Raw genomic sequence first — 13,087 nt, 5'->3', positions numbered from 1 at the left:
ACTGTCAAAAAGCTGAACGGACAAAAAACTCGGATGGACAAGGATCATAGTACCATGGCCGGATTGACATTTCGAATCAGAACTTGAAGCGGAAACCCGCTTCATACGTCTGGCCATAATACTCGACCTGTTGTGTGCGGGCGTTGTTGTTGCCGTCGGTGTAGCGCAGCGGCGTGTCGAGCAGGTTCCGGGCTCCGAAGAACACAACATAGTTCTTTGCCACCTCGAAGCTCGCGGTCAAGTCTGCGGACAGACGTCCCGACTGGATCGTGTCGAGCGATTGATCCCCGTTGAGTGAGAACAGACTCGCCCCGACATATTGTGCCGACATCCTGACGTTAACCGGGCCGCGCTCGTAAAAGCCCGCGACGTTCCACGTCCACTTCGAGGTTCCCGGGAGGCGTCCGTACTGATCCCTGTGCGTGCCGCTGATGACGGCCCCGTATTCAAGGAACCGCGAATCGACGTACGTCAGATTACCCTCGGCCCCAAGACCGCCGAGCAGACCAGGAAGGAAGGTGAATTTTTGCTGGTAGGCGATCTCGACACCGCGTGCGCGGGCGTTCTCGTTACTGAAGGTCGCGAAATCGCCATTCTGCCCAAGAAAAATGGGATTGCTGACATTCTTCAGCACATTGCGGAAGATATAGTTCTTGAACTCTTTGTCAAATACGCCGACCTGGATAACGCCGTCGTTTGGCAGATAATATTCGAGATCGACATCGAAATTATTACCGGTCGTCGGCTTCAAATTAGGGTTACCTGCTGTAAAAACCGGCCGCGGTGACGCCGTGAAGTCGACCCCGGCAAACCCTCCCGCCTGGCTGAACCCAGGCCGCGCGATGCCGGTTGAATAAGTCGCGCGGAGCTGGAGTTCCGGCTGGAAGACATATTTGAGCTGCACTGTTGGGAAAAAGTTTGTGTACGACTTATTCGCGGTGACAAAACTGGTCGATGAATTACCCGCTGCATCGGTTGCCGTCAGGAAATTCCCATAGGTCGCGCTGGTTGCTTCGACACGGACACCCGCTAGCGCGTTGAGTTTGCCATAGTCGACCGTGTACATTACATAACCGGCAGTGATGTTCTCGTTGTCGCGGAAGTCGCGCCCGATCGACGGTGTAAGGGTTGGGATCGCACCGCGTACAAGCGTCTGAATCGCGGCATAGTTCGCCACCGGCGCGACGAGGCCGGGGCCGAAATAATAGGCTTCCTTCGGCCCGACGCTCGCCTCAATGGTCGATAGGTTGATCGTCGTGCTGCCACGGCCACCAAAGTCGTTGACGACCTTATCGCGGCGGCGGATGCCGAAGCCTGCCTTAATCTCGCCCGTGCCGCCGAACAGCGTCAGAGGGTAACGTGCGTTGAAATTGCCACTATATTCGCGGTCGGCATCGTTTTCGCCGAAGGCGGTCAAGCCTGCGGCGTGATTGGTCGCGCCTCCATATTGAGTAGCGTCGGTCCCGTCGAACGGCACGGTCAGCGCGGCGTCCTTGAACAACTGGTACGAGAATTTTTCGGGATTGGCGATATTATTATACCGGCCGAAGTAGCTGTCCTGTCCATAGAAGCGTGCTTCATTATAGTAGTTTTGAACGAAGGTGGCGCGCGAGTAGGCGGCGCGATAGTCGATCTTCAGATCGCCGAACCGGTCCTCGCCGCCGACTGCCGCGACCGTATTGCGGTGAGTCTCCTGCGCGTTGACGATATCGACCTGTGGCTGGAAGCCATCGACGACGTAGCCGTTCTTGTCGATTGCCGACGGACTTCCGTCGAAATTGACGTACAAGTGGTTCTTGAGTTGCCGCTCGACGTAGCCGGCGATGTCGAGCCGCGCGAAATACCGATGATCACTGTTCGGAGCGTAATCGACCTCGCCGCCATAGCCGAACCGGCGGCGGCTATAGTCGTACCGCCGCAGATCAGTCCGGCCAAGGACCAGATCGGTCCCGGTTGCCCCGTCGTTGGCGTAGCTTGGCTCATTGTCATCCACTGCGCGGCGGTCGTCCTTGCGTGAGCCGTTGATGACAAACGAGAAGTCGCCAAACTTCGCCCCGGTGGCGAAGCTTGCGCTGTATGGCCCGCCGTGTTCGTGGAGCGGCTCGTAACCCGCGCTGAGTTCTCCCTCGAAGAACGGCTTGGTGATGTTGCGCGCCGTCCGTGGCGAAAGCTCGATTTGACCACCGAGGCCCTCGGCCTCGCGATCGGGCGACAATGTCTTATAAACAACGATACCGTCTATCGCCCCGGTCGGAATTGTATCGAATTCAACCGCGCGGCCCGATCCGGACGCGGCGGTGCCGGCTGCAAAGGTATTTAGGAGGACGACCCCGCCATACGTAGCGCCGTTAAGGTTGGCATCGATGCCGCGGATGTTGACGAAGCGTCCTTCGCCGGTGTCGGATGACAACGACAGGCCTGGAATACGCCCAAGAGCCTCTGCTGCGTTGAAGTCGGGGTACTTTTTGATCGTCTCGATCGATTGGACGTTGACGATGACGGACGCCTCTTTTTGCCGGGTCAGCGCGTCCTGTGCTAGCCGTGGGGCCGTGACGACAATTTCGCTGGGGACCGAATCGGCCGGCACCGCGTCGGCAAACGCCGAGCTCGCGATGAGCGTCGCCGAGCTCAGCAATGTCATCTTGGTAAGCCTTGAAGACATTTATCACCTCTGAAACGCTGACGTTATTCGCCGGACGCGGCCTTCTGCGGCCGGCAAATGACGGTGAAGTTGCGGTTCAGCGACGTATCGATGACAGACAGATTGGGAATTCCCAATGCTTCCTCGCTCAGCCGACACGAGTATTCTCCTTTGTGGATGAGCCAGCGGCGCCCGCGCGATCAATCGGCGTTCGGACCGTCCGGCTTATTTTCGAGGAGCTTGCTGGTACGTGTGTCGATCCCGACTTCGAAAGTCTTGCCCTTGCTCTTGATATCGAACGAATACCGCAGGCCGCGCCCTCGCGCCTCTTTCTCCAGTTCCTGAGCAGTGATGACATCCGGACGCGCGGCGAGGGCGCTTGTCCGCGCACTTGCGAGCGTCACACTAGCGATCGGTGCAAGCTTGTCCCCCTTCAACTTGATCGCGATCGGCGCGGCGACCACGGCGGAGTTGGCCAGCGTGGCGGCTGTCGTCAAATAGACAAAGATACGCGTAGTTGTTCCCGTCGAGGCGGAGTGCCCTGATGACGTGATAGACGCCACCGGGGTCGGCCACGCTCAAGCCAAGGTTAGGAATTGCCAAATTGTCTATGCTTCGCATTTTTCGCTTTCAGCGCTAGCCGGCTTGCTCAGACGCGACAGGGTCATACGATGAAACTCCTGCTCCTTGAGGACGACTGCGAAGTGCGGGAGCATGTCGCGCGGCTGCTGCGCGCGGCTGGCCACATCGTCGATGAGTGCGCCAATGGCCCGGACGCCGTTTTCCTTGGTACCAGCGACACGTATGCTGTTCTCATTCTCGACCGAATGGTCCCAGGAATCACCGGTCTTGGAGTGCTGAAGGCGCTCCGCAGCGCGGGCATCCGGACGCCGGCACTGTTTTTGACGGCAATGGACAGCGTCGATGACCGGGTCGAAGGATTGGAAACCGGGGCCGATGACTACCTCATCAAACCCTTCGCCGGTTCGGAGCTCCTGGCCCGGGTAGCTGCGCTTGGGCGGCGGCCGCCGATGGCTAATATCGTTACCCGGCTGATCGCCGGGGATCTCGAAGTCGATCTGCTCAAGCGGACCGTGACGCGGGCCAATATCCCAATCGATCTGCAGCAACAGGAATATAAGCTACTTGAATATCTGATGCAGCATGTCGGCGAGATCGTTACTCGAACGATGCTGCTCGAGAATGTTTGGTCGTTTCACTTTGACCCGGGCACGAACCTGATCGAGAGCCATATAAGCCGGTTACGTGCGAAAGTGCACCGTGGGTTCGACCGCGACCTGATCCACACCATCCGCGGTGCGGGCTACCGGCTGGATGCTTAGAATGAGTCCGCTCCGCAGCGGTGCGTTCCGGTTCTCACTGTTGATGGCGACAGTGTTCGCGATTGGTACGGTCGCATTGCTGGTTGTCGTGGATCGGACGGTCTATCGATATGCGACCGAAGTCGCCGACGACAGCGTGGCAGCCGAAGTGGCCATCCTTGTCGATGAGGATCGCGACGCCGGACGCACACAGGCGATTGAGTCGGTGGTTCGCCGCGAAAATGCAGTGCGCGAACATGACCTGAGATATGGCCTGATCGATCGCTCCGGACACCTCCTTGCGGGCAGCCTACCCGCGTCGACCGCTGCAACCGGGTGGCATCAGATATTCGTGAAGAACTCCAATCCTGATCGTGCGGGTACGGTAGAGGCGGTTCAACTCAGGGCCTTGGGCGTCAAGCTCCCGGACGGCGCTATTCTCGTCGTCGCGAGCGATAATTCCGATTTGGATGAACTCCGTCAGCGACTCCGTGGGTCAAGCGTCCTCTTTGGTGTCGGCATAATCCTGTTGGCGCTCGTGGGAGGCTTCGCCATCGGGACAGTTTTCTTGCGTCGTCTTGGCCGTGTCAATCAGTCGGTTGAGCACATCATGCAAGGAAATTGGACCGAACGCTTGCCGGCGATCGGCATGAGCCTCGAGTTTGATCATCTCTCGGCCAATCTCAACCGCATGCTCGAACGGATCGAGGCTCTGCTCGAAGGTATGCGGCAGATTTCGACTGACATTGCGCACGATCTTCGCACGCCATTGACCCGACTCCGGCACCGCCTCGAAACGCTAAAAGATAATCCGGACGAAGCGACCGAAACCCAAATCGACGCGGCCATTGCACAGACCGACGAAATTCTGGGTGTCTTTCGCACGTTGCTGCGCATTAGTTCTTTGGAAGCGGGCAGTGCGCGGAGCCGGGTCGTCGAAGCCAATCTGAGCGACTGCTTGCTGCACCTGGTCGATATCTATCGCCCAGTTACCGACGACGCGCGACACATTCTTGTAAGTGCGATCGAACCGGGCATTCACGGTCGCGCCGATCCAGAAATGCTTGTTCAGGCACTGACCAACCTGATTGAAAACGCAATCTTCCATACTCCCGCCGGTTGCCAAATCGCGGTCACGCTGCAACGTCGCGATGATGGCATCGTGCTATCGGTGGCAGACAATGGTCCGGGGATTCCCGAGGCCGCACGCGAGCACGTGCTGAAGCGCTTTTACCGGCTCGACGACAGCCGAGGTGCGCCGGGGTCGGGACTCGGACTCGCGCTCGTTGCGGCAGTAGCCTCGGTTCATGGCGCAACATTGCGACTGACGGACAACTACCCCGGACTTCGCGTCGAGTTCCGGCTCCCCCATGGCGAGAACGGTCGCGCGCAACCTTACATATGATGCAGAAGAACAGGCTAACCCCACCAATGATATGCCAAACAAGTTAAGCGGGCTTCTGGCAAATGATCCCGATCATCGATGCAGCCATCCTTGTCGCCTTGGCGACGTCACAGACGCCCCATCCGCGGTGACTATTCCGATCAATCAGAGATTGGACCTGCTCGGCGACAGGTTGGTGTCAGGAAACGCAAGCAAAACCTTTCTTCTACGGCTCGTGAAAGAGCCTACGAGGTAAAGCGCTATGCAGCTTGCAGGGATGCATCAAGGGGCCAGGCTACTTCGTTACGTCAATTTTCCGACCGCCGAAGTGATCGGTGCCGACGCGTCTGATGACGCAATCCAAGCCCTGATCGACCGACACGGGTCCATATTTATTAAGCCGATCTTCCGGGGTGCCGTCGGAAAAAAAGGGAAGGCAGGCTTGGTCGGCCGCGCAGTCGACCTCGCTTCCGCCTTGGCAGAAAAAGAGCGACTCTTCTTCGCTCAGCATCGGCATGGCGATTCGTTAGTCAAAGCGAATGGCGTGACCTTCGAAGGAGGCGTGCCTGCGACGCACGAAATCTATTTCTCGATCTCGGACTCCACGATCTACCGTGCGCCGACGATGACGCTAACCCACCTTGGGGGTGTCGATATCGAAGATCTTTCGCCAAGTCAGGTCGCGACCGTGCCGTTCGACGCGCTGACGGGCCTGAAGGCGTTCGTCGTCGCCAATGCGCTGACTGACATCGGTGCCCCGCGTGAACTCATCTCGCCGTTGGTCCAGCACCTGCCTAAGCTGTGGGAGCTCGTTCACCACTACGGCATGACCGCCCTTGAGGTGAACCCGATCCGGATGCAGCGCGGGCGCGACGGACGGCTGACCCCGGTCGCGTGCGACTTCAAATGCGGCTTCGATCGTGACGATCATCGCTGGGAGCGGCTCGACCTCCCCGCGCACCTGTTCGCGGATGACGCCTCTGCATTCGAGCGAGAGGTCAACACGTTGCGGACACATCAAGGACAGTCCGACGTGTTCGTTCTAAATCCGCACGGCACCATCCTCGCGCCGACGTTTGGCGGCGGGGCGAATTCGCTGGTCACTGAAATGCTCGGGGATGCCGCGATTATCTCGACCGACTTTGGAGGCAATCCGCCATACGAGAAAATGAAGCAGGTTGCGGCCATTTGCTACCGCCACTGGCTGAAGCAGTCGAACGTCCTGTTCATCGTTGGCGGCAAATCGAACAATACCGACATCTACGAGACCTTCCGTGCAATGGGCGATGCGCTGCGCGAACACTTCAGTCAGCACGGGTCGACGCCGTTGTATGTCGTCGTTGCCCGCGGCGGCCCAAACCTCGTCCGCGGCATGGGCGCGCTGGCGGAGACATGCGACAGCCTCGGGGTACCATACCGCCAATTCGGTTTCGACAGCGCAATGTCGGAGGTGGTGCTTTACGCCCGAAAGGTCGACACGTGGATGCGCGGCGGCGGCCGAGAGGCAGTCGCGCAGGCGATGCGCTTGGCGAAGCCGGTCAGATGTTGACGCGCGGCATCGCGGAGTTTCCCTATTTCCTCGGAATCGGTTCGCTCGCCGACGTTGCCACGCGCGCCGATCAGGTCTGCGTACTAAACATTCTCGGGGGTGAATCGCGCCAGGTAACGCCGGTCTGTCATGTCTTTTCGGGCGGCAATGTCGCGTTCGGCACCTCGCCGGGCCGGTCCGGGCAGAAGCTGGCAACCGCAATCGGCGACATTCCCGTATTCAACAACGTCCGCGAAGGGCTGGATGCCGGGCACGTCTTCAACACCGGAGTCGTCTATTTGCCGCCATCCGGCGTTCGCGACGGCGTCGCCGAATTGATCCGCGTCAACCGCGCGCTGATGAAGATCGTCATCGTCACCGAGAAAATCTCGGTTCACGACGCGCGCGAAGTCCGGGCGCTTGGCCAAAGCGCAGGAGTCGACATCTTCGGCGGCAACTGTCTCGGCATGGCGGACTCGTGGAACCGCGTCCGGATCGGCGGTGCGTTGGGCGGCGACGCACCGGCCGAATCGCTGCTCAAGGGGTCGGTCGCGATTTTCTCTAACTCGGGCGGTTTCACGACGACGATTGCGCAGTATCTCGCGACCTTCGGCTGGGGGACAACGACGCTGATCTCGTCAGGCAAAGACGTCTACATTCATTATGGCGCGCGCGACTTCGCCTACGCCTTCAACTGCGATGAGCGGTCGAGGGCGGCGGTGCTGTACGTTGAGCCCGGCGGCTACTACGAGCGCGACCTCGACTTGTCGAAACCGGCGGTGGTCTGCGTCGTCGGACGCTGGAAATCGCGGCTGACCCGCGCCGTCGGCCATGCCGGTGCGATGGCGGGAACCGGCGACAGCGCCGAGGCGAAGGAACGGTGGCTGATGAACCTGTTTGGGGTCGAGAGCCTATTTACCCCCGAGACCCCGGCCGTCAGCGCGCGCGGGGCGGTTGTCACCAATATCGCCGATATTCCCGCCGCGCTGACGGCGGTGATGAAACTGAACGGCATCGGCCCCGACTTCGCGGCGCGGGGAGACCTGTCGCTGAAGCCGTGGATCGCGAACGACCAGGGCATCGCGCTGCCCGCCGACCTCGCACTGCCGCCGGTCGCAGCGCCGGCTCCTTACGACGAGCAACTTGCGGCGATAGCGCGTCAGGTCGGTGCGGTCATTCCGCGCCAGAACATGAAGGACATGTCTGGCGCGAGTCAGATGGACGCAGCGACGCAGGTGACAAGCGTCCATCGCCACTCGATTCTCGACCTTGCTCTTCAGCCGCTCAGCGCCGTCTTTGCGCTGCCGCTGACCCACGAACTCGTCACCACAGCCGACCAGACGCTCCTCGACATCGCGATCGGGGCTGAGATGGAACTCGCGGGCGACCCGGCGCTGTTTGCGGCCGAGGCTGCACGGCGCGCCGGAAACTCGCCCAACACCGTGATGGCCGCTGCGGCCGCGCTCATCGGCCCGGCGCGAGTTGAACGAGCGCTCGACTGTACTCGTCTGCTGATCGATGCATTCGTGGCGGCAGGGGTGCGCGATGCATGGGACACTTCGATTGACGTGTCCACGATCCGGATGAGTGCCGCAGACCGAGCCCGGTTCGTCGCCGAAGCCGATGAAGCGAGCGACCCGCGCGCCGCCGCCATGCTAATGGCGATTGCCAAGCGCGATGCGACGTCGGCGTTCGTGCAATTCATCGCGGGGCTCGGCGAGCCACCTTCGCGCGACGCAGTTCTGGCGGCAATCGCGACGACGCTGGCTTGGGGGCCGCTGATGCATAAGCGGATCTCGCGGCTAACCGCCGAGACACTTCCATGGTACCTGCGGCTTTACGGAGTAATGATCGGCGCGTCGATCTGCGCCGACGAGCATGGTGCGGCGACCCTATTCGGGATCCTTCACGCCGACCGTTTGGGCAGTTGGTCGATGGCCGACAACCTATTCCTTGCACTGACCGGAAAGCCCGCCGCCGGTGCAGGGAACGCGCTTGAGGTTCTTATCGGTCTACTCGTCTCGAACGGCCCCGGCGCGATCTCGGCACAGGGTGCGAAGGGGGCGGTATCGGCCGACGGCCCGCAGACGCCGCGCCGGGTGCACCTCAACAAGGCGGTCATCGGCTTCCTCACCCATACGGGCTTCAGCCACGGCGGCAACGGCTTCGAAGGCATCGTCTTTTTGCTTGACCGCTTCCGCGACAGCAGTCTGACCGACCCGGGTGACCGCGCGCACGGCCTCGACCTGCGCGCAATGGCGCTCGACTTTGCCAAGGACTACCGGCGTCAACGCCGCGCCGCGCGGGAAACGGGGGCCGGCGGTCCCGGCGCGCTGCCTGGCGTCCATCACCCGGTATTTCGCGGCGAGCTGGTCAACCACGATCCGCGCGAGCGCTTCATCGCCGAGTATCTGGCTCGGCAGGGCGAGTACAACGTCTTCCACGACTTTTATGGCGTACTCGTCCAAGCCCTCCACGACGTCGGCGCATCCGATACCGTGTTCTGCGTCAACATCGACGGCGTCATCGCCGCGTTGCTACTGGCGATCTTCTGGCAGGATTACGTCGCGGGTCGAGTCGACGAGCACCGGCTCGAGGTCGCAGCCTTCAACGTCTTTCTCTACGGCCGCATGATCGGTGCCATCGCCGAGATCGACGATCACCTGAACCGCGGCCGCAACATGGATATGCGGACGCCGCAAGAAGCTGTGAGCTTCGTCGCGTAAGCATATCGTCGAAAGTTTTCTTAGGGAGTCGTCGGGAGAAAGGCGGACCCACGTTATTTGGGCAACATCGCTGCAAACGCCTCGTCCGACCATGTTGGTATAAATTGCATGCCGACCATCCGTCGAGTGCCGCCGGACCAGTGACGCAGACCAATTTTGTCCTAGTCTGTAGTTGAGACAAAAATCTATTGGCGGGGACTACATGCAATCGCGTCGAGTTGCTTACGCAATAGCCGCCTCGGCGTGATATGTAAAAAGGCGGAACCTCTAATTGCGAGCGATCCCAGCGCTATGAAGCCGTCGATTCCGCCGCGCTTGTCAGGTTCGCTTCAGGTTTCGGGACTACTGATCTTAGATCAACGGCGCGATAATGACGCCGGCCTAGGGGGATGTCTCATGCTGAACGCCGCACCGCGCTCAACCGCGCGCATGTCCATTCTCCATCGCGCGAGCGCCGATCAAATCTGCGAGAATGTTAGCAGTCTAGCCATCGGAATAGCCCTTCTCAGCCTCGCAGCAATGCCCACCCGTGTTGGTGCTCAAGCCAACCCAGTGCCCGTCGCTCCAGCGGTCGGTGGTACGCCGGCCAACGCCGTGACCGATAGCGGCAACACAGACGCCATCGTCATTACGGGATCTCGAATTTCCCGCCGCGACTATAGTGCCGAGAGTCCGATCTTCACCATCGGCAGCGCCGCTATCGCTGCCACCGGGCAGCCGTCGCTTGACCGCGTCATCGGACAAATGCCGCAGTTCGAGGCGGCACAGGGCGCAGCCGAGGTCGGCGATGTTCAAGGCAGCGTCGGCTTTGGCGGTGGCGCGTCGTACAGCGATCTTCGCGGCATCGGACGCAACCGATCGCTGGTGCTGCTTGACGGGCATCGGCTGGTCCCGTCAACGCCCGACGGAGCGATCGATCTTAACACCATCCCAGTATCTCTGATCGAGAATGTCGAAGTCATCACTGGCGGTGCCTCGGCTGCCTATGGCTCCGACGCAATCGCGGGTGTTGCAAATTTCAAGCTGCGCCGCCGCTTTACCGGCTTCGAATTGAATGCCCAGGGCGGGGCCTCGACGCGTGGTGACGGCGCGACGGCACAGGTCAGCGGCATCCTCGGCGGCAACTTCGATGAGGGGCGCGGCCATGCGATGATCGCGTTCGAATACGGCAGGCGCGATGCCGTCAACGGGTCGCAGCGGACATTCTTCACCCAGCCAGCGGTGCGTTTCCTCGCCCGGCCGCCGGAGGGGATCATCTACGCGGGCGGCTTTGGCACCGGCGCGACCGCACCGAGCATCGCCGCGGTCAACGCGGTGCTGGCGAGCTATTCCGGGACCACGCCATACCCAGGCAGCGGCCCCTACAAGGGTGCAATCGGCATTAATACCGACGGCACCGTCTTCACCTCGGTCGTTCCCTCGAGCCTCGGCTGCGTCCAGAACTACAAGGGCGTTGGCAGCGTCGTCGGCGCGCAGATTTCGCCGAGCTGCACTCAGGCGGGCGTAATCCTGGGCAACTACTTCGCTGTCCAGACGCCGCTAATCCGCTACAACGCCTTCGGCAGCGCCGACTATAAGCTTACCGACCACCTGACCATCTACGGTCAGTTCAACTTCGCCGAGTCGCATTCGCTCGACCAGACCAGCCCTGGCAGCACGAAGACGAACAACACGATCGAACTCTACGTCCCAGTCCGAAACCAGTTCATTCAGTCGAACCCGGCGCTTCTGTCGTTGATTAATTCGGCCTATGGCGGCGTCGCGCCTCCGGGTTCTCAGGTCGGCGTATCAAAGCTGCTGTTCGGCTGGGGCAACCGGGTCCAGACCTTCAACTATGACGTTTGGCAGGCGCTTGCCGGCGTCAAGGGCGACATCCCAGGGACCCGGTTCACCTTCGACGTTTACGGCTCGTTTGGGCGCAGTACATATGCCAGCAAGGCGAGTGGCGACATCAGCATCTCGGCAATCAACAACGTGTTCGCGAACGAAGGTGTCGGCGGCTGCACCTACAACCCGTTCGGCCTACAGCCGGTCAGCAGTGCGTGCTTGGCCTATGCCGGACGCACCGACAATACGACGAGCTCGCTCGACGCAACCGATATCGAGCTGTCGCTTGAGGGACCACTGTTCACTCTGCCGGGCGGCGAGGCCAAGATTGCGGTCGGGGCCGACTACCGCCGGTCGTCGTTCGATTATCAGCCTGACTCGCTATTCATATCTGGCGATACCCTGTCCTACGGCACGGCGACGCCGGCCCACGGCACCCAGGACGCTAAGGAATTGTTCGGCGAGTTGTTGCTGCCCTTCGTGTCGGACCAGCATTTCGCCCAAGATCTGTCGCTCGACCTCGGTTATCGCTACTCGAAATACAACAGCTTTGCCGCCAAGAGCACTTGGAAGGCGGATCTTAGCTGGACAGTCGTAAAGGGCTTGCGACTTCGCGGAGGCTATGCCTTTGCCTTCCGCGCGCCAAGCCTTGCCGACCTCTATAACGGTGTGTCGATTAGCAACCAGAGCCTGAACGGCGGCGATCCGTGCGACATTCTCAGCAGCTATCGCACCGGAGCCAACGGCGGCAAGGTCCAGGCGCTGTGTGCCGCCCAGTCGACTGCAGCCGGATCGGCGAGCTATTCGTTTGGAGGCGCCAACGTCACCGTGCCCGTGCAGACCGGCGGTAACAGCCTGCTCCGGCCTGAAACCGCGCGCACATGGTCTGTTGGCACGGTGCTCAGCCCGGTGCACGGGCTGAACCTGTCGATCGACTATTACAACCTGACCGTCTCGGGGGCGATCTCCAGCCTGTCGTCGGGGCAGATCCTCGCTAATTGCTACGGCGGTATCGCCAATCCCGGATTTGCCGCGAGCAATGCCTTCTGCCAGCGTATTGTTCGCGACGCGAACAGCGGCCAGATCTCCCTGCTGACATCCGGTGTGTTCAATTTCAATAAGTTCGACGTCGCCGGCATCGATTTCCAGCTCGACTACCGGTTCGACCTCGATCAGGTCGGGCTGTCGCACTCGTCTGGGGCGCTGCAGGTCGGGTCGATCGCCACATATCTAAGCAAGTATACCGTGACCCCGGCCGACGGCACCGCGCCAACACGCTATGCCGGCGCGATCAGCGACACGTTTGTCACGTCGGACGGAGAAAACCTCTATTCGCACCCGCGGTGGAAGGCGAACAGCTACCTCACCTACCAGAATGGGCCCTTCGTCGGCACCGTCCGCTGGCGTTATATCGGGCCAATGGCCAACCTCGATGCGCCCGCTCAGCCGGTGCCGTCGATCAGTTATTTCGACGCCGATGTCCATTATACGATTAACAAGACGCTAACGCTGAGCGCTGGCATCGTGAACATCGGCGACCGTCAGCCGCCATTCATCAGCACGCTCGAACTGCGGACCGATGCTGCAACCTACGACGTTATTGGCCGGACCTTCTTCCTGTCGGCCAAGGTTAAGCTTTAGAGTGATGTTTCACATTTG

7 protein-coding genes are annotated in these 13,087 nt (G+C 60.7%); 5 read left to right on the top strand and 2 right to left on the bottom strand.

Going from position 1 to position 13,087, the window contains the following annotated elements; genetic code table 11:
• Window positions 1–76: 76 nt before the first annotated feature.
• On the bottom strand, window positions 77–2,641 hold the full coding sequence (locus KZX46_RS03000; protein ID WP_219773838.1) for a TonB-dependent receptor: 2,565 nt from the start codon (window positions 2,639–2,641) through the stop codon (window positions 77–79).
• A gap of 200 nt (window positions 2,642–2,841) precedes the next feature.
• Window positions 2,842–3,138 (bottom strand): peptidase M4, encoded by a 297-nt coding sequence (locus KZX46_RS02995; protein WP_226895834.1) that lies wholly within the window; start codon window positions 3,136–3,138, stop codon window positions 2,842–2,844.
• A gap of 174 nt (window positions 3,139–3,312) precedes the next feature.
• On the opposite strand from KZX46_RS02995, the gene KZX46_RS02990 reads away from it, so the two are divergent.
• The 5 genes from KZX46_RS02990 to KZX46_RS02970 all read left to right on the top strand — a co-directional run bounded on the left by KZX46_RS02990 (window position 3,313) and on the right by KZX46_RS02970 (window position 13,069).
• Window positions 3,313–3,984, top strand: coding sequence for a response regulator transcription factor (locus tag KZX46_RS02990; RefSeq protein WP_219773837.1), 672 nt, complete (start codon window positions 3,313–3,315; stop codon window positions 3,982–3,984).
• Window position 3,985: 1 nt separating this feature from the next.
• Window positions 3,986–5,368, top strand: a complete 1,383-nt coding sequence (locus KZX46_RS02985) for a HAMP domain-containing sensor histidine kinase (RefSeq protein ID WP_219773836.1) — start codon at window positions 3,986–3,988, stop codon at window positions 5,366–5,368.
• A 241-nt stretch (window positions 5,369–5,609) separates the two neighbouring features.
• Entirely contained in the window at window positions 5,610–6,896 is a 1,287-nt protein-coding gene (locus KZX46_RS02980; protein WP_219773835.1) for an ATP citrate lyase citrate-binding domain-containing protein, read from the top strand.
• The gene (locus KZX46_RS02975) at window positions 6,890–9,601 is read left to right on the top strand and encodes a hypothetical protein (protein WP_219773834.1); all 2,712 of its coding nucleotides are present in this window, start codon (window positions 6,890–6,892) and stop codon (window positions 9,599–9,601) included. Before KZX46_RS02980 ends, KZX46_RS02975 begins: the two co-directional genes overlap by 7 nt.
• Before the next feature lie 552 nt (window positions 9,602–10,153).
• The gene (locus tag KZX46_RS02970; protein ID WP_219773833.1) at window positions 10,154–13,069 is read left to right on the top strand and encodes a TonB-dependent receptor domain-containing protein; all 2,916 of its coding nucleotides are present in this window, start codon (window positions 10,154–10,156) and stop codon (window positions 13,067–13,069) included.
• Window positions 13,070–13,087 lie beyond the last annotated feature (18 nt).

It is taken from the genome of Polymorphobacter sp. PAMC 29334 (assembly GCF_019431245.1).
Taxonomy (GTDB): Bacteria; Pseudomonadota; Alphaproteobacteria; order Sphingomonadales; family Sphingomonadaceae; genus Polymorphobacter_B; species Polymorphobacter_B megasporae.
This window is presented reverse-complemented; position numbering and strand designations above follow the sequence as displayed.

Bases quoted from the DNA above. Each gene is read 5' to 3' on its own strand.
- KZX46_RS02975 (WP_219773834.1), top strand. From the start codon at position 6,890: ATGTTGACGCGCGGCATCGCGGAGTTTCCCTATTTCCTCGGAATCGGT.
- KZX46_RS02980 (WP_219773835.1), top strand. From the start codon at position 5,610: ATGCAGCTTGCAGGGATGCATCAAGGGGCCAGGCTACTTCGTTACGTC.
- KZX46_RS02990 (WP_219773837.1), top strand. From the start codon at position 3,313: ATGAAACTCCTGCTCCTTGAGGACGACTGCGAAGTGCGGGAGCATGTC.
- KZX46_RS03000 (WP_219773838.1), bottom strand. From the start codon at position 2,641: ATGACATTGCTGAGCTCGGCGACGCTCATCGCGAGCTCGGCGTTTGCC.
- KZX46_RS02985 (WP_219773836.1), top strand. From the start codon at position 3,986: ATGAGTCCGCTCCGCAGCGGTGCGTTCCGGTTCTCACTGTTGATGGCG.